20 protein-coding genes and 3 tRNA genes are annotated in these 21,343 nt (G+C 67.5%); 6 read left to right on the forward strand and 17 right to left on the reverse strand.

Annotated elements, in window-relative coordinates:
* Positions 1–10: 10 nt before the first annotated feature.
* The 3 genes from WNM05_RS08430 to WNM05_RS08440 form a co-directional block, all read right to left on the reverse strand.
* Positions 11–86, reverse strand: a tRNA-Val gene (locus WNM05_RS08430).
* 20 nt (positions 87–106) lie between these two features.
* Positions 107–183, reverse strand: a tRNA-Asp gene (locus tag WNM05_RS08435).
* 12 nt (positions 184–195) lie between these two features.
* Positions 196–271: transfer RNA gene (locus WNM05_RS08440), tRNA-Val, on the reverse strand.
* A gap of 213 nt (positions 272–484) precedes the next feature.
* Here WNM05_RS08440 and WNM05_RS08445 point away from each other — a divergent pair.
* Positions 485–1,450: an acetyl-CoA carboxylase carboxyltransferase subunit alpha gene (locus tag WNM05_RS08445; protein WP_434634129.1), complete on the forward strand. Its 966-nt coding sequence runs from the start codon at positions 485–487 to the stop codon at positions 1,448–1,450.
* Positions 1,422–2,756: a tRNA lysidine(34) synthetase TilS gene (gene tilS, locus WNM05_RS08450; protein ID WP_434634130.1), complete on the forward strand. Its 1,335-nt coding sequence runs from the start codon at positions 1,422–1,424 to the stop codon at positions 2,754–2,756. The genes WNM05_RS08445 and tilS overlap by 29 nt, the downstream gene beginning before the upstream one ends.
* A 4-nt stretch (positions 2,757–2,760) precedes the next feature.
* Here the strand turns inward: tilS and WNM05_RS08455 are convergent, their stop codons facing one another.
* The 5 genes from WNM05_RS08455 to WNM05_RS08475 form a co-directional block, all read right to left on the reverse strand.
* Positions 2,761–6,123 (reverse strand): S41 family peptidase, encoded by a 3,363-nt coding sequence (locus WNM05_RS08455; RefSeq protein ID WP_434634132.1) that lies wholly within the window; start codon positions 6,121–6,123, stop codon positions 2,761–2,763.
* A gap of 129 nt (positions 6,124–6,252) precedes the next feature.
* Entirely contained in the window at positions 6,253–8,604 is a 2,352-nt protein-coding gene (locus WNM05_RS08460) for a TonB-dependent receptor (RefSeq protein ID WP_434634133.1), read from the reverse strand.
* Between the two features lie 501 nt (positions 8,605–9,105).
* Positions 9,106–9,831, reverse strand: coding sequence for a UDP-2,3-diacylglucosamine diphosphatase (locus WNM05_RS08465; protein ID WP_434634134.1), 726 nt, complete (start codon positions 9,829–9,831; stop codon positions 9,106–9,108).
* 67 nt (positions 9,832–9,898) lie between these two features.
* Positions 9,899–10,390: a peptidylprolyl isomerase gene (locus tag WNM05_RS08470; RefSeq protein ID WP_434634136.1), complete on the reverse strand. Its 492-nt coding sequence runs from the start codon at positions 10,388–10,390 to the stop codon at positions 9,899–9,901.
* 36 nt (positions 10,391–10,426) lie between these two features.
* The gene (locus tag WNM05_RS08475) at positions 10,427–10,984 is read right to left on the reverse strand and encodes a peptidylprolyl isomerase (protein ID WP_434634137.1); all 558 of its coding nucleotides are present in this window, start codon (positions 10,982–10,984) and stop codon (positions 10,427–10,429) included.
* Between the two features lie 232 nt (positions 10,985–11,216).
* On the opposite strand from WNM05_RS08475, the gene WNM05_RS08480 reads away from it, so the two are divergent.
* Positions 11,217–12,548: an OmpP1/FadL family transporter gene (locus WNM05_RS08480; protein ID WP_434634138.1), complete on the forward strand. Its 1,332-nt coding sequence runs from the start codon at positions 11,217–11,219 to the stop codon at positions 12,546–12,548.
* 58 nt (positions 12,549–12,606) lie between these two features.
* Here the strand turns inward: WNM05_RS08480 and WNM05_RS08485 are convergent, their stop codons facing one another.
* Both WNM05_RS08485 and WNM05_RS08490 read right to left on the reverse strand, forming a co-directional pair.
* Positions 12,607–13,167, reverse strand: coding sequence for a cysteine dioxygenase (locus tag WNM05_RS08485; RefSeq protein WP_434634139.1), 561 nt, complete (start codon positions 13,165–13,167; stop codon positions 12,607–12,609).
* 174 nt (positions 13,168–13,341) lie between these two features.
* Positions 13,342–13,821: an Lrp/AsnC family transcriptional regulator gene (locus tag WNM05_RS08490; protein ID WP_434634140.1), complete on the reverse strand. Its 480-nt coding sequence runs from the start codon at positions 13,819–13,821 to the stop codon at positions 13,342–13,344.
* A 125-nt stretch (positions 13,822–13,946) separates the two neighbouring features.
* Between WNM05_RS08490 and phhA the strand changes: the two genes are divergently transcribed.
* Complete coding sequence (gene phhA / locus WNM05_RS08495; protein ID WP_434634141.1) at positions 13,947–14,840, forward strand: phenylalanine 4-monooxygenase; 894 nt, start codon at positions 13,947–13,949, stop codon at positions 14,838–14,840.
* 151 nt (positions 14,841–14,991) lie between these two features.
* On the opposite strand, the gene pcp is transcribed toward phhA, so the two are convergent.
* Genes pcp through pxpB form a run of 6 tightly spaced genes read right to left on the reverse strand, consistent with a single transcriptional unit; the run spans position 14,992 to position 19,678 of the window.
* On the reverse strand, positions 14,992–15,624 hold the full coding sequence (gene pcp, locus WNM05_RS08500) for a pyroglutamyl-peptidase I (protein ID WP_434634143.1): 633 nt from the start codon (positions 15,622–15,624) through the stop codon (positions 14,992–14,994).
* 13 nt (positions 15,625–15,637) lie between these two features.
* Positions 15,638–16,594: a DUF979 domain-containing protein gene (locus WNM05_RS08505; protein ID WP_434634144.1), complete on the reverse strand. Its 957-nt coding sequence runs from the start codon at positions 16,592–16,594 to the stop codon at positions 15,638–15,640.
* Positions 16,591–17,307: a DUF969 domain-containing protein gene (locus WNM05_RS08510; RefSeq protein WP_434634146.1), complete on the reverse strand. Its 717-nt coding sequence runs from the start codon at positions 17,305–17,307 to the stop codon at positions 16,591–16,593. The genes WNM05_RS08505 and WNM05_RS08510 overlap by 4 nt, the downstream gene beginning before the upstream one ends.
* A gap of 55 nt (positions 17,308–17,362) precedes the next feature.
* Entirely contained in the window at positions 17,363–18,100 is a 738-nt protein-coding gene (pxpA, locus tag WNM05_RS08515) for a 5-oxoprolinase subunit PxpA (protein ID WP_434634147.1), read from the reverse strand.
* The gene (locus tag WNM05_RS08520) at positions 18,090–19,016 is read right to left on the reverse strand and encodes a biotin-dependent carboxyltransferase family protein (protein ID WP_434634148.1); all 927 of its coding nucleotides are present in this window, start codon (positions 19,014–19,016) and stop codon (positions 18,090–18,092) included. The genes pxpA and WNM05_RS08520 overlap by 11 nt, the downstream gene beginning before the upstream one ends.
* Complete coding sequence (gene pxpB, locus WNM05_RS08525; protein ID WP_434634149.1) at positions 19,016–19,678, reverse strand: 5-oxoprolinase subunit PxpB; 663 nt, start codon at positions 19,676–19,678, stop codon at positions 19,016–19,018. The genes WNM05_RS08520 and pxpB overlap by 1 nt, the downstream gene beginning before the upstream one ends.
* Between pxpB and WNM05_RS08530 the strand changes: the two genes are divergently transcribed.
* Positions 19,677–19,820 (forward strand): hypothetical protein, encoded by a 144-nt coding sequence (locus WNM05_RS08530; protein WP_434634150.1) that lies wholly within the window; start codon positions 19,677–19,679, stop codon positions 19,818–19,820. The two genes, pxpB and WNM05_RS08530, sit on opposite strands and share 2 nt — an antisense overlap.
* A 5-nt stretch (positions 19,821–19,825) precedes the next feature.
* Complete coding sequence (locus tag WNM05_RS08535) at positions 19,826–20,338, forward strand: winged helix DNA-binding protein (RefSeq protein ID WP_434634151.1); 513 nt, start codon at positions 19,826–19,828, stop codon at positions 20,336–20,338.
* A 97-nt stretch (positions 20,339–20,435) separates the two neighbouring features.
* On the opposite strand, the gene WNM05_RS08540 is transcribed toward WNM05_RS08535, so the two are convergent.
* Positions 20,436–21,266: a hypothetical protein gene (locus WNM05_RS08540; protein WP_434634152.1), complete on the reverse strand. Its 831-nt coding sequence runs from the start codon at positions 21,264–21,266 to the stop codon at positions 20,436–20,438.
* Positions 21,267–21,343: the final 77 nt, after the last annotated feature.

Genomic DNA, 21,343 nt, shown 5'->3' on the forward strand with positions numbered 1-21,343 from the left:
CCGTAAACCCTGGTGGGCGTTGACGGAGTCGAACCGCCGACATTCTGCTTGTAAGGCAGACGCTCTACCAACTGAGCTAAACGCCCTTCGATACTGCTTGTCTTGTTGGCGGAGTGGACGGGACTCGAACCCGCGACCCCCGGCGTGACAGGCCGGTATTCTAACCAACTGAACTACCACTCCAACCGTAAACCCTGGTGGGCGTTGACGGAGTCGAACCGCCGACATTCTGCTTGTAAGGCAGACGCTCTACCAACTGAGCTAAACGCCCTGAATTCGTTTCGCTGCTTGCGTTTCAGCGAGGAGGCGAATTAAAGCACAGGGTTTAAGCTTGTGCAAGTGGCGGGGCGAAGTTTTTTTGCCGAAGCCCGGGATTTTGAATATTTGCTCCAATTTTCCGTTGTTTTGCCGGCTCAACGGGTGACGGCGAGTTTGCGCCTCATGTATGATGCCGCGAATCAAGGTTTGACGGATGATGTGAAGAATGAAGCCGACCTTTCTCGATTTTGAGCAACCGATTGCCGAGCTCGAGAACAAAATTGAAGAGCTGCGTTTCGTGCAGGACGATTCTGTGCTGGATATCTCCGAGGAGATCGCACGCCTGCAGAAGAAGAGTCTGGAACTGACGAAGACGCTGTATGCCAAGCTGACGCCGTCGCAGATCGCGATGGTGGCGCGGCATCCGCAGCGTCCTTATACGTTGGACTATATCCAGGCGATCTTCACCGACTTTGAAGAGCTGCACGGCGATCGCGCGTTTGCCGACGACGCCGCCATCGTAGGCGGCCTGGCCCGTTTCAACGGCCAGTCGGTGATGGTGATCGGCCAGCAGAAGGGCCGCGACACCAAGGAAAAGATCCGCCGCAACTTCGGCATGCCGCACCCGGAAGGCTATCGCAAGGCGCTGCGCCTGATGAAGCTGGCCGAGAAGTTCGGTATCCCGGTGTTCACCTTCGTCGATACCACCGGCGCCTGGCCCGGCATCGGCGCCGAGGAGCGCGGCCAGTCCGAGGCGATAGGCCGCAATCTGTACGAGATGACCCGTCTGCGCGTGCCCATCGTCGTCACCGTGATCGGCGAGGGCGGTTCCGGCGGTGCGCTGGCCATCGCCGTCGGCGACAGCGTCAACATGCTGCAATACGCGACCTATTCGGTGATTTCGCCGGAAGGTTGCGCCTCCATCCTGTGGAAGACCGCCGAGCGCGCGTCCGACGCGGCCGAGGCGCTGGGCATCACCGCGCCGCGCTTGAAGACGCTGGGTCTGATCGACCGCGTGGTCACCGAGCCGACCGGCGGCGCCCACCGCGATCACGCGCAGATGATGACGACGCTGAAGCGCGTGCTCCAGGATCAATTGAAGGAAGTCCAGAGCAAGGCGCTGGACGAGCTGCTGAAGCAGCGCTTCGACCGCTTGATGAGTTATGGCCGCTTCAAGGAAGACGCCGCCTGATCCGGCGGACAGCCTGACCCTGCATTGGCCGGACGATCTGTCCGGCCAATGTGCTTTTGAGGTCGGCCTGTCCGGCGGGCTGGATTCGGTGGCGCTGTTGGCGCTGTTGTGCGCCGAGCGCGAGCGGTGTCCCGGCCTCGAATTGTCTGCCGTCCATGTCCATCACGGCCTGAGCCCGAACGCCGACGCCTGGGCCGAGCACTGCCGCCGGCTGTGCGCCGACCTCGCCGTGCCCTTGCGCGTCGAACGGGTGACGGTGGCCGTCGGCGGCGGAGACAGCCTGGAGGCGGCCGCGCGCGAGGCGCGCTACGCCGTCTACCGCGGTTCGGCGGCCGGCGTGGTCGCGCTGGCCCACCATCTGGACGATCAGGCCGAGACGGTGCTGCTGCAGCTGCTGCGCGGCGGCGGCGTCCGCGCGCTGGCGGCGATGCCGGCGCTGCGCGAATTGGCGCCCGGCAGGCTGTTGTGGCGGCCGCTGCTGCGAATCGGGCGGGACCGGCTGCACGACTACGTCCGCGCCCGCGGACTGGCCTGGGTCGACGACGAGAGCAATCTGGACACCCGCTACCGCCGCAATCTGCTGCGGCACGACATCCTGCCGCGCATCGCGCGCGCCATCCCCCATTACCGCAGCCACCTGGCGCGCGCGGCCGCCTTGCAGGCCGACGCCGCCGCCGTGCTGGACGAAGTGGCCTCGGCCGACGCGGCCGCGGCCGCGATGGACGGCGGGCTGTCCTGGCCGGCGCTGGCGGCCCTGTCGGCGCCGCGGCGGCGTCTGGCGCTGCTGTACTGGCTGGACAGCCTGGGCTGGGCCGCGCCGGAGCCGGCGGCCTTGCTTGAGTTCCTGCGCCAGCTCGACGAGGCGGGCGCGGGCGCCAGCCCTCAGTTGGAATTGATCGAAGGCCATCTGTTGCGTTATGCCAACGTCGTGCAGGCCTGGACGAAAGTACAGTGTCATATCGGCGACAGTCGGCTCGACTGGCGGGGCGGGGAGGCGCTGGAGCTGCCGGATTGGGGCGGTCGTCTGGAGTGGGAGAAGCGGCCTTTCGGCTTGTCGGAATCGGCGCTGGCCGGCGGCCTGTGGCTGCGGCAGCGCCGGGGCGGGGAAAAACTGCCGGCCCGGGTCGGCCGGCGCGAGATCAAGGACCTGCTGCGCGAGGCCGGCGTGCCGCCGCTGCTGCGGCGGCGCTGGCCCTTGTTGTTCGATGGCGGCGGCGAGTTGCTGGCCTTGCCCGGCATCGCCGTCTCCGCCGCCCATGCGGCGGAGACGGGCTGGTGGCCGATGTGGCGGCCGCGGCGGCCGTGATCCGCTAGAAGCCGCCGAAGCGGCTGCCCTGGGCGCCGCCGGTCGGCGCCTGCGGCGATGCCGCCGGCCGGGTCGGCAGGTTTTGCCGCAGGTAGCGGATGGCGGCCTCCAGCTGGGCGTCCTCGCCGCGGAAGCTGGCCCAGGGCGGGTTGTCCACCTCGATGTCCGGCGCCACGCCGCGTCCCTCCACTACCCAGCGGCGATCGCCGTCCGCGTCGACGACGAACTGCGGCATGCTGGCGGCGCGGGCGATGCCCTTGTCCCGCGTTTCGTTGTTATCGCTGAGCCACATGCCGGCGCCGGCGGTGCGCTGGCCTATCAGCGTGGCGATGCCCAGCCGCTGCAGGCCCAGCGCGAAGGTCTCGCCGTCCGAGTAGGTGTCGCCGTCTATCAGCGCCACCACCTTGCCGCGGAAGGCGTGCGGCGGATTGGAGACGGCCGGCAGCTGGTTGCCCGGCTGCCACCATACCCAGACGCGGCGCAGCAGCTTTTCCAGCAGCCACTGGTCGATATTGCCGCCGTTGTTGCGGCGCAAGTCTATGATCAGGCCTTCGCGCTCGAATACCGGATAGTATTCGCGCGCCCAGCGCGCCGCGTCGGCCTTGCCCATCGCCTGCAGGTGCAGGTAGCCGATGCGTCCCGCCGCCGCCTGCTCCACCCGGTGCCGGCGCTGCCCTTCCCAGCCCAGGTAGCGCAACTGGCGGTCGCGGCCCAGATTGACCGGCTGGACGATGACCTGGCGGGAGGCTTCGCCGCGGCTGACCTTCAGCAGAACCTGCTTGCCGATCTGGCCGCGCAGCGCGCTGGCCAGCGCGTATTCGGTGGCCAGCGGCTGGCCGTTGATTTCGCGGATGACGTCGCCGACGCGCAGGTCCGCTTCCGGACGCGCCAGCGGCGAGCGCTCCTCCAGCAATTCGGGATCGCCGCTCCAGATCGCGTCTATCCGCAGGCCGCCGGCGACCGGGCTGAAGTCGGCCGACAGCTGGCCGACGTCGCCGGCCGTCGCGCCGTCCCGCAGGCCGACCTGGCTGTGCTGGATGCCGATTTCGGCGATCATCTGCGCGATCACGTCGTTCAATTCCTGGCGGCTGGTCACCTTGTCCACCAGCGGTTCGAAACGGCGACGCACGGCGTCCCAGTCGACCGCGCGCAGCGTGGCCAGATGCACGGTGTCGCGGTGCATGCGCCAGGTGTCGGCGAAGATCTGCCGCCATTCGGCGCGCGGATCCAGCGGCAGCGCCCAATCCCTCAGGCTGACGGTGTGTTTGTCCAGTTCCGTCGGCAATTTGGCGGCGGCCGGCACCACCAGCAGACCGGCCTGGCCGGCGGTCTCGCGTCGCAACAGCAGGTGCTTGCGGTCGGCTGACAGCCGGTATTCCTTGACGCCGTCGCTGAGGACGGCGGGCTTGGGCGGAGTCGGGTCCGGCGCCTCTATCGCCAGGCTAAGCAACTGCCGTAGCTCGGCTTCCGGCTTGTCGGCGCGGGTGAAGTACAGGCGCTTGGCGTCGACCTGCAGATTGTCGTAGTTGCCCGGTTCCAGCGGCACCTCGTACAGCCTGTGCATGGCGCCGGCGTCCAGCTTGACCGGCGCGGCCTTTTTGGTGGCCTTGTCGGCGCCGGCCGGCTTGTCGTCCTGCTCGTCCTTGCCGCCTTTTTCGTCGCCGGCGCTCGGGCGCGCCAGCTCGTCGCGCGGCTGGAACGGCCAGCGGGCGGCGGCCTCCAAGAGCAGGCCGTAGATCTTGGCCTGCTTGTTGAAATAGGGGCCGGGATCGCGCTGGCCCCATGGGCTGGGTACTTCCGAGTCGAGATTGCGGTCGCTGAGGAAGTACAGCACCTTGCCGTCCGGCGAGAAGGCCGGGCTGCGGGCGTGGTAGCGGTCGCTGGACAGCGGCTGGTGCATGCCGCTTGCGTCATCGTACAACCACAGCCGGCTGAAATCGTTGGCGGCGTCGGCGGCGTAGGCCAGGTAGCGGCTGTCCGGCGACCAGGCGAAGTCGGCGAATTCGCCCTGGTCCAGCTGGCGCAGCAGCATCCTGGCGCCGCTGGCGGTATCCAGCAGCCAGAGCCGGCGCCGGCCGTCGGTGTAGACCAGTTTCCTGCCGTCGGGGGCGAGGCTGGGCCGGTAGATCGGCGAGTCGCCACCGCGGCTCAACTGGCGGGCGCCGCCGCCGCGGGCGTCGACCCGCCAGAATTCCTGCTCGCCGCTGCTGTCGCTGGTGATCAGCAGCGATTTGCCGTCGGCGGAGAAAAGCAGTTCGCGCGCGCGCTGCCCGCTGTCGGCCAGCACGTCGGCGCGACGGCCTGCGCCGACCGGGAACACCGATACGAAGCCGCGCGCCTGCGCGGCGACGCGGTCGCCGTTCGGCGATACCGCCAGCGCCGACAGATACGGCGCCGGGCTGGCCATCATCCGCGGCCGCAGCTGTTCGAAGTCGGAATTCAGCCGTATCGCCGGCGCGCGGTCGACGCCGGTCCGCGGGTCCAGCACATGGATGGCGCCGGCGCGGGTATAGACGATGCGGCTGCCGGCGGCGGTATGGGCCAGGCTGGCGCCCCGCACTTCGAAATCGCGGTAGGCGGTCAGCGCTTTGCCGTCGGCGAGGACGCCGTCGGCGTCAAGCCGCGCCTGCCACAGATTCAGCCGGCCGCCCTTGTCGCTGATGAAATAGGCCAGGTCGCCGTCGCACATCGGCTGGCGGCTGGTGCCGGGATGGCCGGGGAAGGCGGGCCTGGCTTCCCGGCCCGGCCGCCAGCTCCACAACTGCTGCCGCTGGCCGCCGACGTAGCCGACGACATTGTCCGACGGCTGCGGCTGGCGGGCGAACAGCGTCGGCAGACCCTCGCCGTCGAGACAGGCTTCGGCCGCCTGGGCCAGCGGCAGCGGCGCGCGCCGGCCGCTGGCCGGGTCCAGCAGATAGAGCCGGGTGTCGGGCTTGCCGCTGTAGCGGCTGCTGGCCACCAGCACCCGACCGTCCCGGCTCCAGCCCTCGACCCGGACGCCGCGGTCGCCGTCCACCGTCAGGCGGCGGGTCGGACCGCCGGCGGCCGGCATCAGATAGACCTCGGGCGCGCCGTCGTAGCTGGCGACGAAGGCCAGCCAGCGGCCGTCGGTCGAGATGGCCGGCATCGCGGCGTCGACCGGCCCGCCGGTCAGCCGGCGCGCGACGCCGCCATCGTAAGGCACGCTCCACAATTCGCCCTCGGCGGCGAAGACGATGCCGTCCGGTCCGGCGGCGGCCTGGCGGTAGTAGCCGAGCGCGCCGTCGTCGACGGCGCTGGGCGCCGAGGGCAGGGCGGCGAGGGCCTGGCCGGACAGGCTCAGCGCGAACAGGCAGGACGACAGCGGAAGCGGGATGCGGCGTGACACGGCGATTCTCCGGATGGTTTGGACTGCGAACGAATGGCGATGATGGGGCAAAGCGCCATTGATGACAACGGCGTTAAAAATAAAAACCGGCCGCGTCGGCGGCCGGTTCTGCCAGAGGGTCGGCGATGCTTACAGGTCGACCGACATCGTCACGGCGACGCTGCGCGGCGCGCCCAGGTTGTAGCGCACGGTATCGGCGGCGTTGACCTTGTACGAGCTCGGAATGCGGTAGCTGGTGTTGAACATATTGCTGAGGTTCAGCTTCAGCGTCGGATTCTTCAGCATGCCTATATTGCCGAAGCGGTAACCGGCATCCAGATCCACCGTCGTGTATTCCGGCACCACCTCGTCGTTGACCAGGGTGGCGAACTGCTTGCCGGTGTGTTTGACGTCGGTGCGGACATACCAGGCGCCCGGCGAGTATTGCAGCGACAGCGCGGCCATCCAGCGCGGCGTCATCGGGAAGTCGTTGCCCTGGGTCGCCAGCACGGTGTTGTTGCCGGACGGGTCCTTCCAGCTCAGGTTGTTCTGGATCTCGCTGTGGTTGCTGGTGAACGAGGCGTAGGCGCTCCAGCCCTTGACCGGCACGGTGCCCAGTTCGATCTCGCCGCCCCAGGTATGCACGCCGCCGGCGTTGATGTTCACCGATTTCAGCGTCACCGGGTCATAGGAATTGGCCTGGCGGTTGCGGAAGTCCACGTTGAACAGCGAGCCGCTGAGCGTCAGGATGTCGCCCTGCCAGCGGTAGCCCAGGTCGGTATTGACCGAGGTTTCCGGCACCACGTCGTTGCTCATCACCACCTGTCCGTTGATCACCTGCACATTGCCGTTGCTGCTGCTGTAGGCGTAGTTCGGCACCGCGCGGTAGTTCTTGGTGATGTTGAAGAACACTTGCTGCTTGGGCGCCAGGTAGTAGCGCATGCCGAAGCTGGGCAGGGTTTCGCGGTAGGTCTTGTTGATCGTGTAGTCGTAGGCCGCCGCGCAGGTCTTGCTGGAGGCGCCGCAGCCGTCGTTGGCGTGGTTGGTGAATTCGCGCTTGATCTGCGGCGTGCGCAGGCCGGCGTTGATGCCGAGGCGGTCGTCCAGGAAGTTGAAGGTGCCGATGGCGAACAGCTGGGTGGCGGTGCTGACGGTTTCCCAGTCGCGGTACTGGTACAGGCTGCCGTCCGGGCGGGTGACCAGATTGGACTGCATCCAGGGGTCTTGCGGGCTGCCGTCGGCGTTGGTCAGGCTTTCCGGACCGGTCTGGATGTGCTGGGCCCGCTCGTACCACACGCCGGCCTGCAGCAGATGGTTGCCCAGGCTCTGCTCCATGGTGACGGTGATGCCCGGGCGGCGGGTGCGGGTGATGCTGCTGCCGTTGACCACGATGGTGTCCAGCGTGTCGCCGTCGCCGTTCAAATCCTTGGCGGCCGTGTCGGTATGGGTGGACTTGTTCAGGAAGGCGCTCTCGGACTGGGTCTGCTGGCTGGTGGCGCCGCCGTAGCCGTACCAGAAGTAGGGCTGGATCTTGACGCGGGTGTCCGGACCGAGCTTCAGCACGGCGTCCACCTTGGCGATCACGTTCTCGAACGGGTTCTGCTGCAGCTGGTAGTAGGCCGGATTCGGGCCGGTTTCCTTCTGCGCGGTGCCGTTCTTCGGCGTCAGATGGCCGGGAATGAAGCTGGTGGAGTAGTCGTAGCCGTAGCCGGTCTGCTGCAACTGCTGCAGCGTCGGGGTGCCGAAGGCGTTGCCGATCTGGCGGTTGTACAGCACGGACGCGTTGATGTAGCCGCCGCTGAAGTCATAGCGGATGCCGGTGTCGACGTGGTCGCGCTTCATGCCGCCGGCGCCTTTCCACTTGTCGGTTTCGCTGTGCGAATAGCTGGCGAAGGCACGGGCCTTGCCGTCGGCGAACAGACCGGTATCGCCGCGGATGTAGGTGCGTTGCAGGCTGTTGCTGCCCAGGCTCTGGGCGAAGCGCACGCGGCGCTCCTTTTCCGGATCGCAGGTGACGAAGCTCATATTGCCGCCGCTGGCGCCCATGTGCGGCGCGTCGGTGTCGCTGGAGCCCTGGGTGACCGAGCCCTGGCACAGGTTTTCCAGGTCGACGAATTCCTGCGGGTACACACTGTAGCTGCCGGAGTCGTTGACCGGCACGCCGTTGATGGTGACGCCGATCTGGTCGGAGTTGAAGCCGCGTATGGTCAGCGCGCCGCCGAACATGCCGGAGTTGTCCTGGCTGGACGCGTTGACGCCGGGCAGCATATTGATGCCCTGGTAGATGTTCGAGGTCGGGCTTTGTTTCTCCAGCGCGGCCTTGCTGACGTCGCTGCGCGCCCGCGCGCCTTCCTGTTGTTGCAGCAGGCCGACTCCGAGCTTGTCGCCGGCGCCGGTGATGGTGACGGATTCCAGCTGGGTGCTGTCCGCCAGCGCGGCCGGGCTGCTCAGCGCGGCCAGGACCGCGAGCGCGACGGGGCGCAGATAGTGATGTCGTTTCATTCTATTTCCCTGTTTTGAGCCAGATACGTGGTTTTAATGCTTTTGTCTTGTCGGGCGGGATGGCCTGGGCATGCTGAGAACAAGCTGCCTTCAGGCCGGAGCGGCTAAGTCGCCGTTTGGGTTTCGAGGCAGGCGGCGTTCACGCCGGGCTCGATGGAAAGCGGGGAGGCTGCGGCGGCTCCCGGCGCTTCTGGCTGGATGAACATATTTTGCCTTGAAAGTAATTTCGAAAGCGGCAAATCTAGTCGAACGTCATTTCATTTTCAATAAACGATCATTGCAAAAATAATAAATAAATATGTCTTTATCTTAAATTTTATGCTTTTGGGGCATGAAGTGTGTCGAGTGGTGTCGGCCGCGCGGCCGGCCACAGGTATGGAGAGGCGGGTATTTTTCTGTTGCGCTTCAGGCGTTTGCGGCCGGGGGTGGCCGACGAGGAGGGGACGGCGAAACGGGGGAGCGGCGCCGGCTGGCGGCGCGGCGTCCTCGGAGAGCGGAGGCTTAGCCCCCCAGCGGCAGCGCCTGGATGCCGGCGTCGTCCAGCAGCAGATAGCCGCCGGCCTCGCCGTGCCAGTCACGGATCACCCAGCGCTCTGCATGGCTGTCGCCGGCCTGGTGCCGATGATGGCCGGGCCGGTGCGTGTGGCCGTGGATCAGCGTCGGCCAGCCATGGGCGGCCAGCAGCTGTTGCACGGCGGTCTCGGTGACGTCGGAAATGGCGCTCAGGCCGTTGGCCTGTTTGTTCATTTCGCTTTGCGCGCGCGCGTGGCGGGCGATGGCGTGGCGTTCGGCCAGCGGCCGCGCCAGCATCGCCTGCTGCCATGCGGGGCTGCGGCTGACGGCGCGGAACTGCTGATAGGCGGTGTCGTCGGCGCACAGCGCGTCGCCGTGGCTGAGCAGGATGCGCCGGCCATGGGCCTCGATCAGCGTCGGGTCGTCCAGCAGCCTGGCGCCGCTACGGGCCTCGAAGCCGGCGCCGAACAGGAAATCGCGGTTGCCGCGCATCACGAACAGCGGCGTCTCGGCGGCGAAGGCGCGCAGCGCCGCCAGCGCTTCCTCCAGATACGGGGAATCGTCGTCGTCGCCCACCCAGTATTCGAACAGGTCGCCGAGGATGTACAGCGCCTCTATCCGGCCGCGCCAGCCGGCGAGCGTGTCCAGGAACAGCCTGGTGAGCGCCGGCGTGTCGTCGGCGAGGTGCAGATCGGAAATGAAATGGATGGCCATGGCTGCGCTTGACAGGGATGAACGGAAGCCGGGGCTGGCGCCCCGGCTGCGTGCGAACGGCGGCGTATTAGATGATTTCGGCCTTTTCCAGCACGACCGGATCGACCGGCACGTCCTGATGCATGCCGTTGCGGCCGGTGCGGACGGTCTTGATGCGGTCGACGACTTCCTGGCCGGCGACGACCTGGCCGAACACGGCGTAGCCCCAGCCCTGGCTGCTTTCCGATTTGAAATCGAGGAAGTCGTTGTCGGAGACGTTGATGAAGAACTGCGCCGAAGCGGAGTGCGGGTCCATCGTGCGGGCCATCGCGACGGTGTAGGTCTTGTTGGACAGGCCGTTGTTGGCCTCGTTCTGGATCGGATCCTGCGTCGGCTTCTGGTTCATGTCGACGTCGAAACCGCCGCCCTGGATCATGAAGCCGTTGATCACGCGGTGGAAGATGGTGCCGTCGTAGTGGCCGCTCTTCACGTACTGCTCGAAGTTGGCGGCGGTCTGCGGCGCTTTTTCATGGTTCAGTTCCAGCGTGATTTCGCCGAAGTTGGTCGTCAGTTTGATCATGGTGCTTTCCTTGGTGCGGCAGCCGCAAGCGCGGCCTTACGGTTTGACGGTGACTTTCTGGATGACGATGGGCTCGAACGGCACGTCGTCCATGCCGTTCATGCTGCCGGTGCGCGTCTTGGCGATCCGGTTGACCACATCCATCCCCTTGGTGACCTTGCCGAAGACGGCATAGCCGGCGCCCTGAGGCGTCGGCGACTTGTAATTCAGGAAGTCGTTGTTGGCGACGTTGATGAAGAACTGGGCGGTGGCGGAATTGGGGTCGGCGGTCCGCGCCATCGCGATGGTGCCGACATCGTTCTTCAGTCCGTTGCCGGCCTCGTTGGCGATCGGCGCGCGCGTCGGCTTCTGATTGAGCTTGGTGTCGAAGCCGCCGCCCTGGATCATGAAACCGTCGATCACGCGATGGAACACCGTGCCGTTGTAGTGGCCGGCCTTGGCGTAGGCGACGAAGTTGGCCACGCTCTTCGGCGCGCGGGCCTGGTCCAGCGTGATTTCGATATTGCCCTTGTTGGTGCTCATTTCCACCACCGGGGCGGCCAGCGCCAGCGCCGGCAGCATGGCCAGGGTCAGACTGCAGATCAGTTTCTTCATGATCGGAAGCGATGCCTCGCTGAGGAAGTCGGGGCTGGAATTCTAGCACAGGCCGCCGCGACGATTGCGCCGGCGCCTCTTCATGATGTTTAACGATCTTATGTGTTTTTGTTGCGAAGAGGACGGTTCGAGTTTAGACTCCAGCGCCTAAAAAGATGCGGGCGCTATCTATTTATCATCGCCGCCGCCGTCAGGCGCCGGATCCGCCCGCGCATACAGGAAACACAATAATATGCATCCGCTTCTCCGTCCCCGCCTGCTGTCCTGCGCCGTCGCCACGCTGCTCATCGCCGCGCCGGCCGTCCAGGCGGCCGGTTTCCAGCTGACCGAGCAGAGCGTCGCCGGAATGGGCCGCGCCTACGCCGGCGCCGGCGTCGCCGGCGACGATCTGTCCGCCGTGTTCTACAATCCGGCCGGCATGACCCTGCTGTCCGGCACCCGTGTGCAGGGCGGCTTCACCTACGCCGAGATCGACGCGCCGTTCCACGGCAGCAATACCAGCACCACGGTCAATCCGCTGACGCGGCAGGTCAGCGTCGGCACGGTCGCGGCCGACGACAACGGCCGCGCGCCGGGCGAATTCATTCCCCACGCCTATCTGACCCGCCAGCTCAGCGACAAGCTGTACGCCGGCATCGGCCTGACCACGCCGTTCGGCCTCGGCGCGCGCTACGGCGACAACTGGGGCGGCCGCGACAACGGCATCTCCAGCTCGATCAAGACGCTGGACATCAATCCGTCGCTGGCCTACAAGCTGGACGAGCGCTGGAGCTTCGGCGCCGGCGTCTCCGCCCAGTACGCGAAGGCGCACCTGAAGAAGGGCGCCTACCTGCCGGGCGCGACCGGCGAGATCAAGGCCGACAGCTGGGGCTTCGGCTACAACCTGGGCGTGATGTACTCGTTCGACGCCGATAGCCGCGTCGGCCTGTCCTATCGTTCCAAGATCCATCACCAGGCCGAGGGCGACTACATCAATACCGGCTTCCCGACCCAGGGCGCGCTGGCGCCGCTGGGCCTGAAGCTGAACGGCACCTTCGCCGGCTCGGCCGACGTGACCGCGCCGGAATCGCTGCTGCTGAGCGGCTACAGCAAGCTGAACGGCAAGTTCGCCGTCGGCGCCGCCGCGCGCTGGACCCGCTGGAGCCGTTTCGACCAGCTGGTGATCAAGGGCAGCCCGGCCTTCGGCCCCATCGACACCACCACCCGCATCGACAACCACTGGAAGAACAGCTGGATGCTGTCGCTGGGCGGCGACTACTTCTACAACGACGCGCTGACGCTGCGCGCCGGCCTCGGCTATGAAACCACGCCGGTGCCGAACGCCCAGCATCGCAACGCGCTGATTCCGGACGCCGACCGCGTCTGGCTGAGCCTGGGCGGCAGCTACCAGATCAACAAGCAGGCCCGCGTGGACCTCGGCTACGCCTATCTGCGCGCCGTCGGCGACACCAAGATAGACAACAGCTCGCCTCCGAGCCCGTTCGGCAGCCGCAGCCGGCTGCAGGGCGAGTATTCGTCGATCACCGGCCACCTGCTCGGCCTGCAGATGCAGTACCGCTTCTGAGCTCGGTCCGTCGGTCCCGGAAAAGCACGGCTTAGGCCGTGCTTTTTGTTTGCCGGGATCAGATCTGGTATTCCAGGCGGTCGTCGCAGTGGCGGAAGCGCCGTTGCTGCGGCTCCATGCCGAACAGTTCCATCCGTGCCAGCGGCGGCGAGTACAGGTGCAGCGTCACCAGATCGGCGCCGTCGGCTTGCAGATTGGCCACCTGGTGGATGTCGACATGGCCGTTGATCACCAGGCTGCCGGCCGCCAGCTCGCGCGTTTCGCGCGAGGCGACCAGGCCGGCCGGCGTCTGCGTGAACACCGTCTCGGTGGCCACGCCCTCGACGATGCGGACGCCGCACAGGCTGCCGCGGTGGTTGTGGATGGGGCTGCGCTGGCCGCCGCGCCAGCACAGCAGCAGCAATTCGCAGCAGTCGTCGGCGTAGATGCGGTTGCGGCGGTAGTGGTCGGCGCCGAATTGCCGGAACGGCAGCAGGTCGGCGGCGCCGAGCCGCAGCGAATGGAAGAACAGGCGGATCTGTTCCAGGTTCAGCGGGGTCCGGTACTGCGCCAGTTGGCCGACCGAGGCGGCCAGGCTGGGGCTGAGGGCGGGCGGCGGATACGGGGACGACGCTTCCATCGGCTTCTCCTTCGGGACTGGGCGGGGTGCGGCGGCGTGCTCGGCCGTCGCCGAACTTCAAGGCGCGCGCGATCTTTATATTCTTGTCCGGCCATTCCGTTTCCGGACAGCCGGACCGGGCCACGATTGCGGTATAGCCGCGGCCGACGCCGAGCCGCACGACAGAAATGCCAGTCAGGGCAGCGATGCCAGCGGCAGCTTCATCGTCTGCTTGATCGCATTGAGCACGATGGTCGATTTGACGCTGCGCACCAGCGACAGTTGCATCAACTTGTTCATCACGAAGGCGGACAGCGACGGAAGGTCAGGTACGACGATGCGCAGCAGGTAGTCGGCCTCGCCGGCGGCTGCGTAGCATTCCAGCACTTCCGGCAGCGCGTGGATCGATTGGGCGAAGTCCAGCAACGCCGCCTCGTTGTGCCGTTCCAGGCTGACGTTGGCGAAGGCCATCACCGACAGGCCGACGTGCTCGGGATTGAGCGCCACCTGATAGCCCTGTATCACCTCGTCCTGCTCCATCCGCTGGATGCGGCGTCCGATCTGCGAGGCCGACAGCGGAATGCTCTGCGCCAGCTTCTGGTGGGTGGCGCGGGCATCCTGTTGCAGCTGCTGCAGAATCTGGAAATCGAAGCGGTCCAAGTCTATTTTGCGCATTTGATGCACCTTATGACATTTGATGCGGTAATTCTGCAAAATAAATCGATAAATGGCAAACTATGCGGACTTTCCGCATCGGCAAGGGGCTAAACTAGAGCAAACATCCAATACCGGAGCCAGACATGAACGACCGCGCCGATTTCGTGGTGCCGGACATCACCACGCGCAAGAACGCCGGCTTGAGCCACGACCCGCGCGACTACACGCTGCCGCAGCCGCTGGACCGCTACAGCGCCGAAGACCACGCCACCTGGGCCACGCTGTACCGCCGCCAGAGCGCGCTGTTGCCGGGACGGGCCTGCGACGAGTTCCTGCAGGGGCTGGCGCGGCTGGAGGTGGACGTCGACCGGGTGCCGGACTTCGAGCGCCTGAACCAGAAGCTGATGGCCGCCACCGGCTGGCGCATCGTCGCGGTGCCGGGCCTGATCCCGGACGACGTGTTCTTCGAGCACCTGGCCAACCGCCGCTTCCCGGTCACCTGGTGGCTGCGCGAGCCGCATCAGCTCGACTATCTGCAGGAGCCGGACGTGTTCCACGATCTGTTCGGCCACGTGCCGCTGCTGATCGATCCGGTGTTCGCCGATTATCTCGAGGCCTACGGCAAGGGCGGCATGAAGGCCAAGGCGCTGGGCGCGTTGCCGATGCTGGCGCGGTTGTACTGGTACACGGTGGAGTTCGGCCTGATCCGCACCGCCGCCGGCATGCGCATCTACGGCGCCGGCATCGTGTCCAGCAAGTCGGAATCGATCTACTGCCTGGACAGCGCCAGCCCGAACCGCGTCGGTTTCGACCTGATGCGTATCATGAACACCCGCTACCGGATCGACACCTTCCAGAAGACCTATTTCGTCATCGACAGCTTCCAGCAGCTGTTCGAGGCCACCGCGCCCGATTTCGCGCCGCTGTACCGCCAACTGGCGGAAGCCGCGCCGTGGGGGGCCGGCGACATCGCGCCGGACGACGAGGTGATCCAGCGCGGCGACCGCCAGGGCTGGGGCGACAGCGACGACGTCTGAGTCGGACGGTCCAAAAGCAAGGGCCCGTCTCGCTTGAGCGAGGCGGGCCTTTTTCCAGGACTGCTTCCGGTTCCGGCTTCAATGGTGCGTCGCCCCTTCGGGGTGACGCACCCTACCGGTGACGCAGGTGACATACGGGGGGATGCAGGGGTCAGTGCGTCGCGCCGTCGGCGATCCTGATGTCGTCGCGCCGGGTCAGCGCCACTTGCACCGCCAGCCTCAGCGCCGCCACGCAGTCGTCCAGCCGCATGCTGGGCGCGCCCGGATGCTGCGCCGCCTGCTCCGGCAGATAGGGGATGTGGATGAAGCCGGCGCGCGGCCCGCCGTGGTGCAGCAGGCCGTACATCACATGGTTGCAGACGAAGGTGCCGGCGCTTTGCGACACCGAGGCCGGGATGCCGTTGTCGCGCAGGCCGGCGACGATGGCCTTGATCGGCAGCGTGGAGAAATAGGCCGCCGGGCCGCCGGCCGCCACCGGCCGGTCGACGGGCTGATTGCCGGCGTTGTCGGCGATGCGGGCGTCGTCGACATTGATCGCCACCCGTTCCAGCGTGATGTCGGGTCGGCCGCCTGCCTGGCCGACGGCGATGGCCAGCTCGGGGCGCAGCGCGTCCAGCTGGCGATGGAGCTCGTCCAGCGCGGCGCCGAACACGCAGGGCAGCCGGCGCGCGACGACGCGGGCGCCGGCGATCTGTTCGCCGTCGAGGCGGCGCACCGCCTCCCAGGACGGATTGACGCTTTCCCCGCCGAACGGTTCGAAGCCGGTCAGCAATACCGTTTTCATCCTGCTCTTCCTTTCAGCGGAACATCAGCCAGTTCAGCAGCGCCGCGTTCACCGCCAGCAGCGCCAGCGCGGTCGGCGTCTGCGCCTTGATCACCGCGTTCTTGTCCGGCAGCTCCAGCAGCGCCGCCGGCACGATATTGAAATTGGCCGCCATCGGCGTCATCAGCGTGCCGCAGTAGCCGGAGAACATGCCTATCGCCGCCATCACCGCCGGATCGCCGTGGTGGGCGACGACCAGGAAGGGGATGCCGATGCCGGCCGTCATCACCGGGAAGGCGGCGAAGGCGTTGCCCATCGCCATCGTGAACAGCGCCATGCCCAGCACATAGGCCAGCACCGCGACCCAGCGCGTGTCCAGCGGCAGGTAGGCGGTGGCGACGTGGGCCACCGCCTTGCCGACGCCGGCGTCGGCGAACAGCAGGCCCAGCAGCGCCAGCAACTGCGGCAGCAACACCGCCCAGCCCATGCAGTCCAGCAGCCGGCGCGTTTCGCGCACGCCTTGCGCCGGCGTCTCGCGCGCCAGCAGGCAGGCGGCGCCGAGCGCGGCCAGGCAGGACAGGCCCAGCGCCAGCAGCGTGACGTTGGCCGGGTCGAACAGCGGGCGGCCGGCGATGCGGACGTCCTTGGCCGCCAGACTGAGCAGCACCGTCAGCAGCGGGACCAGCAGCGACGGCAGGAAGACCCGGCCGCCGAGCCGCTGAAGGCTCTGGCGCAATCGCTCGGCGGGGAGTTCGACGTGCCGGCCGGCGCCTAGCCGGCCGAAGACGGCGATGGCGACCATCGCCAGCACCATGGCGCCGGACAAGGCCGCAGGCAGCGCGTCGCCGGTCACGAACAACAGGCCGAACAGGCCCCAGAACGCGGCGCTGCCGAGGCGGCGCGGATGGGCGCGGTCGGCCAGCGTGAACGCCGCGACCGCCAGCAGCACGGCGCCGGCCAGCCAGTACAGATAGTCTATGCGCAGCGTCATGCGCGTTTCTCCGCGGGCAGGGCGGCCGGCGCGCCGGCGCGCAGCAGGGCGCGTTCCAGCCTGAGCAGCCGGGCGCCGTGTATCAGCAGCGCGAACAGCGCGGTGGGAATGCCCCACAGCGCGATGTGCAGCGGTTCGGCGGCGATGCCGCTCTCGCGCAGAAACGTATGCATCAGGATGACCGCGCCGAAGGCGACGAAGATGTCCTCGCCGAAGAACAGGCCGATATTGTCGGTGGCGGCGCACATCGCCCGCAGCTTCTGCGCTAGCGCGGCGTCCGGCTTGCCGTGGCGCTGTTCCCAGGCGCCTTCGGCCATAGGCGCCAATATCGGACGCACCATCTGCGGGTGGCCGCCGAGGCCGGTCAGGCCGAGCGCCGCCGACAGCTCGCGGACCAGCAGATAGGCCGCGAGCAGCCGGCCGGCGGTGGCCTTGCGCATCCGCCGCACCAGCTCGCGCGCCTGCTCTCGCAGGCCGTGGCGCTCCATCAGCCCGACCACCGGCAGCACCAGCAGCACGATCAGCGTCAGGTTGCGGGTTTTCATGAAGCCGTGGCCGAATGCCGCCAGCAGGGCCAGCGGCGCCATGCCGGCCGCCAGTCCGGCGACGACGCCGGCGCCGCATACCACCAGCAGCGGACTGCCGCGCAGCACGAAGCCGGCGACGACGACCGCGATGCCCAGCAGCGGCCACAGATTGACAGCTTGGTCCATGTTTTCTCCTTTGTCTCGACGGCGCCGCGCGGTCTGTCGCCGCGCTGGCGCGGTTTCAGCCGGCGCTTATCCGTACGCCGGCGGCCAGCAGCCGCTCGCGCAGCAGGCGGGCGAAGCGTAGCGCGTGCGGGCCGTCGCCGTGCAGGCAGACGGTATCGGCGCGAAGCGGCACGCTTTCGCCGCCGACGGCGATCACCCGCCGTCGCTCGACCATGTCCATCACCTGGTCCAGCATCGCCTGTTCGCCGTGCAGCAGGTCGCCCGGCGTGCCGCGCGGCACCAGGCTGCCGTCGGCGCGGTAGCCGCGGTCGGCGAAGCCTTCCTCCCAGACCTCCAGCCCCTCGGCGCGGCAGGCGTCGACGAAGCCGCTGCCGGCCAGGCCGACCACCCGCAGCGACGGGTCGAAGTCGCGCACCGCGCGGGCCAGGACGGCGGCCAGTTCCGGTTCGCGGGCCGCCTGGTTGTACAGCGCGCCGTGCGGCTTGACGTGGCGCAGCCTGCCGCCCTCGGCGCCGACGATGGCGGCCAGCGCGCCCAACTGGTACAGAAAGCCGGCGCGGACCTCGTCCGGCGGCAGCCGCATCTCGCTGCGGCCGAAATTGTCCCGGTCCGGAAAGCTGGGGTGGGCGCCGACGGCGACGCCCTTGGCCAGCGCCTGCGCCGCGACCCGTCGCATGGTGGCGGCGTCGCCGGCGTGCCAGCCGCAGGCGATGTTGGCGGAGCTGACCAGGTCCAGCAGCGCGGCGTCGTCGCCGCAGCCTTCGCCCAGGTCGGCGTTCAGATCAATCTTCATCGCACAGCCTTTCTATGCGTCCCAGATAGCGTTGCAATTGCAGTTCGGCCCGGCGGGCGTCCTCGCGGCCGGATTCGACGAAGTGCAGCTGGCCGCCGAGGCGGGCCTGGCCCAGCTGCCACAGATCGGCCGCCACCACCATGCCCAGCCGCGGGTAGCCGCCGGTGGCCTGGGCGTCGGCCATCAGCACGATGGGCTGGCCGTCCGGCGGCAGCTGGATCAGGCCGGGCAGCACGGCATGCGACGGCATGTCGGCGGCGTCGTCCATCTGCAGGCTGGGGCCGGCCAGCCGGTAACCCATGCGGTTGCTGCTGGGCGTCAGCTGCCAGGGACTGTTCCACATCCGTTCGCGGGCGGCCTTGGACAGCCGCGCGTATTCCGGTCCCGGACAGACGCGGATCTGACTGCCTGGACGCGGCAGCCACACGCCGAGGCGACGGCGCGGCGGCAGCGGCGCGCCCAGCGGCAGCCGATCGCCGTCGCGCAGCGCGCGGCCGCCAAGGCCGCCGAAGCCGGCCATCAGATCGGTGCTGGCCGAGCCCAGCAGCGGCGGCACGGCGATGCCGCCGTCCAGCGCCAGGTAGGCGCGCATGCCGAAGCGCGGCGCCTGCAGCCGCAGCGTCTGGCCGGCCCGGAAGGCGGTGCGCCAACCGGGCCAGACCGGCGTGTCGTCGAGCTGGGCCTGGCAGTCGGCGCCGGCCAGCGCCAGCATGCCGTCGCGCAGCAGCCGGAAGCCGGCCGGCGGCAGCGTGATCTCCAGCGCCGCGGCGTCGGCCGGGTTGCCGACCAGCCGGTTGGCGACGGTCAGCGCCAGCGCGTCCATCGCTCCGGCGCGGCAGACGCCGAGGTGGCGGGCGCCGAAACGGCCGAGATCCTGGACCGTGGTCTGCGGTCCGGCCTTGATCACCTCCAGCATCATGCCTCCCCCGCGTCGACGAAGCGCACGGTATCGCCCGGCTGCAGCAGACAGGGCGGTTGTCGCGCAGGGTCGAACAGCGTGACCTCGCTATGGCCGATGATCTGCCAGCCGCCGGGCGACGCGGCGGGGTAGATGCCGGTCTGGCAGCCGCCTATCGCGACCGAACCGGCCGGCACCTGTTGCCTGGGCGTGGCGCGTCGGGGGACGGCCAGCGCCGGATCCAGTCCGCCCAGATAGGCGAAGCCGGGCTGGAAGCCGAGGAAGAACACCGTGTAGTCGGCGGCGGCGTGGCGGGCGACGACTTCGCCGGCGTCTAGGCCGCAATGCCGGGCCACCGCGTCGAGGTCCGGGCCGTGGCGGCCGCCGTAGCGCACCGGGATTTCCACCACCCGCTCGCCGGCTTCGGCGCTCTCGGCCTGTTGCCACAGCTTGCGCAGCCGCGCGGGCAGGGCGTTCGCGTCGGCGCCGTCCGCCAGTTCCAGCGTCAGATTGTTCATGCCGGGGATGATTTCGCGTATGCCGGGACTGCCTTGCAGCCGCTGGGCCAGCCACCAGATGCGGCGTTGGCGCTCCAGCGTCGCCGGCGGCGGCGTCTCCAGCGTCAGGGCCTGGTTGCCCAGCCAGTGGATGGTGGGGGACGATGATGTGGCGGAAAGCATGGATTTCGGCTGGTCAATGGTTTGGGAATATGTTTATGATAAACGCTTAATTGAATGTAATACTGCAATGTTAATAATTTCTCGTCAATTTGCAGTTGTAAATGGCGGGATGATGGCGGAATTCGCCGAAATCGGAGAATGATTGCAATGACCAAGGATTTGCCGAAGATCGTTTCTTCGCAGCATCTGGTATCGGAGCGCAGCCCTGAGTTGTCGGAGTTCGAGTTCAGCCTGACGGTGGTCAACAACGCCTTCCACCGCTGGATGGTGCGTTGCATGGCCGCGGCCGGCGAAAAGGACATGACGCCGACCGAGGTGCTGCTGGTCCATCACGTCAACCATCGCGGCCGGCAGAAGAAGCTGGCGGACATCTGTTTCGTGCTGAACATGGAGGACACCCATGTGGTGGCCTACGCGCTGAAGAAGCTGGTGAAAATGGGCTATGTGGCCAGCGAGAAGAGCGGCAAGGAGGTGCTGTTTTCCACCACCGACAGCGGCCGGGAGCTGTGCGAGCGCTACCGGGAGGTGCGCGAGCGCTGCCTGATGCCGACATTGAACGACTGCGGCGTTTCCAATCCGGAGATAGGCGGCATCGCCCAGCTGATGCGCATGCTGGCCGGCATCTACGACCAGGCGGCGCGCGCCGGGGCCTCTTTCTGATACGGCGGCGGCGCAGACGGGGCCGTCCGCAGCCTTGTCGGCGTCGCCGGGAATTGCGTGGGGCCGCGACGCGCGGGAAAGCATCGCGGGCAGGCGCTCAGATCACCGCCCATATCGCGACGATGGCGGCCACGATCAGCACCCCGGTCAGGATCTGCGAGGTGCTCTTTTCCTTTTGCAGCGCGCGCTTCAGGCTGTCGTGCGCGCTTTCCAGCTGTTCCAGCTTCTGCTGCAGCGCGGCGCGCGCCTCGTCCTGGCCGGCCAGCATCTTCAGCATCTCCTCGCCGCCGAACTCGCGGATCGCCTCCTTGTTCCATACGCCCAGGAGCTTGCTGACCTTGTCCTTGAAGTACAGCGCGCTGCGCTGCGTCTGATCCTGCCATTCGAACTGGAAGGCCTGGCCGGCGTAGAAGGCGTGCTTTTGCATCCTTTCCTCTTCGCTGGTGGTCTGGCCCATGGTGATCAGGCCGGGCGCGATCGCGTAGTCCGGACAGACGCCCTTGGCCCAAGCGATGACGTTGCCGAACAGATAGGTGTCCAGGCCGCTGCCCTGCAGGGCCTGGCTGCACTGCACGCCGCTTTTCGGGCCGAAGGTGACGGTCTGGCTCGGGCGGTCCAGCCTGACCCAGGCGTGGTTGTAGACGGCGTGGAAGCGGCTGTCGTCGCCCTCCAGCAACTGCCAGTGCGCGCCGACGGCGCGGGCGTAGCCGCGGAATTGCAGCCGGAAGTAGTCGGACTGGGCGGTCATCGCCCGGCTGCGCTGCAGGATGCCGTAGACCGGCCCGCCCTCGAGATTGAGGGTGAGGATGGTCTCTCCCAGCGGGATGGCCAGATTGGCCAGATTGACTTCGTTTTCCGGCGGCGGCAGCGGGATTTCCTCTTCGGCCTGCGGCGTCGGTCCAGGGGTCTTGATAGGGTTTGAAGTCATTATCGCTGGTCGTTCATTGGGCGCGTGGATCGGGATGGGGCCCGCATGGGCTGCGGAATTCTATCCTACATTGTAGG

It is taken from the genome of Chromobacterium sp. CV08 (assembly GCF_051129845.1).
Lineage (GTDB): Bacteria > Pseudomonadota > Gammaproteobacteria > Burkholderiales > Chromobacteriaceae > Chromobacterium.

What these genes read in the sequence shown, in the direction of transcription:
- pxpA (WP_434634147.1), bottom strand. Translation starts at nt 18,100, where the DNA reads ATGAAGATTGATCTGAACGCCGACCTGGGCGAAGGCTGCGGCGACGAC.
- WNM05_RS08485 (WP_434634139.1), bottom strand. Translation starts at nt 13,167, where the DNA reads ATGGAAGCGTCGTCCCCGTATCCGCCGCCCGCCCTCAGCCCCAGCCTG.
- WNM05_RS08520 (WP_434634148.1), bottom strand. Translation starts at nt 19,016, where the DNA reads ATGCTGGAGGTGATCAAGGCCGGACCGCAGACCACGGTCCAGGATCTC.
- WNM05_RS08510 (WP_434634146.1), bottom strand. Translation starts at nt 17,307, where the DNA reads ATGGACCAAGCTGTCAATCTGTGGCCGCTGCTGGGCATCGCGGTCGTC.
- WNM05_RS08480 (WP_434634138.1), top strand. Translation starts at nt 11,217, where the DNA reads ATGCATCCGCTTCTCCGTCCCCGCCTGCTGTCCTGCGCCGTCGCCACG.
- WNM05_RS08475 (WP_434634137.1), bottom strand. Translation starts at nt 10,984, where the DNA reads ATGAAGAAACTGATCTGCAGTCTGACCCTGGCCATGCTGCCGGCGCTG.
- pcp (WP_434634143.1), bottom strand. Translation starts at nt 15,624, where the DNA reads ATGAAAACGGTATTGCTGACCGGCTTCGAACCGTTCGGCGGGGAAAGC.
- WNM05_RS08470 (WP_434634136.1), bottom strand. Translation starts at nt 10,390, where the DNA reads ATGATCAAACTGACGACCAACTTCGGCGAAATCACGCTGGAACTGAAC.
- WNM05_RS08540 (WP_434634152.1), bottom strand. Translation starts at nt 21,266, where the DNA reads ATGACTTCAAACCCTATCAAGACCCCTGGACCGACGCCGCAGGCCGAA.
- WNM05_RS08530 (WP_434634150.1), top strand. Translation starts at nt 19,677, where the DNA reads ATGGATTTCGGCTGGTCAATGGTTTGGGAATATGTTTATGATAAACGC.
- WNM05_RS08445 (WP_434634129.1), top strand. Translation starts at nt 485, where the DNA reads ATGAAGCCGACCTTTCTCGATTTTGAGCAACCGATTGCCGAGCTCGAG.
- WNM05_RS08465 (WP_434634134.1), bottom strand. Translation starts at nt 9,831, where the DNA reads ATGGCCATCCATTTCATTTCCGATCTGCACCTCGCCGACGACACGCCG.
- WNM05_RS08535 (WP_434634151.1), top strand. Translation starts at nt 19,826, where the DNA reads ATGACCAAGGATTTGCCGAAGATCGTTTCTTCGCAGCATCTGGTATCG.
- WNM05_RS08490 (WP_434634140.1), bottom strand. Translation starts at nt 13,821, where the DNA reads ATGCGCAAAATAGACTTGGACCGCTTCGATTTCCAGATTCTGCAGCAG.
- tilS (WP_434634130.1), top strand. Translation starts at nt 1,422, where the DNA reads ATGGCCGCTTCAAGGAAGACGCCGCCTGATCCGGCGGACAGCCTGACC.
- WNM05_RS08505 (WP_434634144.1), bottom strand. Translation starts at nt 16,594, where the DNA reads ATGACGCTGCGCATAGACTATCTGTACTGGCTGGCCGGCGCCGTGCTG.
- pxpB (WP_434634149.1), bottom strand. Translation starts at nt 19,678, where the DNA reads ATGCTTTCCGCCACATCATCGTCCCCCACCATCCACTGGCTGGGCAAC.
- WNM05_RS08460 (WP_434634133.1), bottom strand. Translation starts at nt 8,604, where the DNA reads ATGAAACGACATCACTATCTGCGCCCCGTCGCGCTCGCGGTCCTGGCC.
- phhA (WP_434634141.1), top strand. Translation starts at nt 13,947, where the DNA reads ATGAACGACCGCGCCGATTTCGTGGTGCCGGACATCACCACGCGCAAG.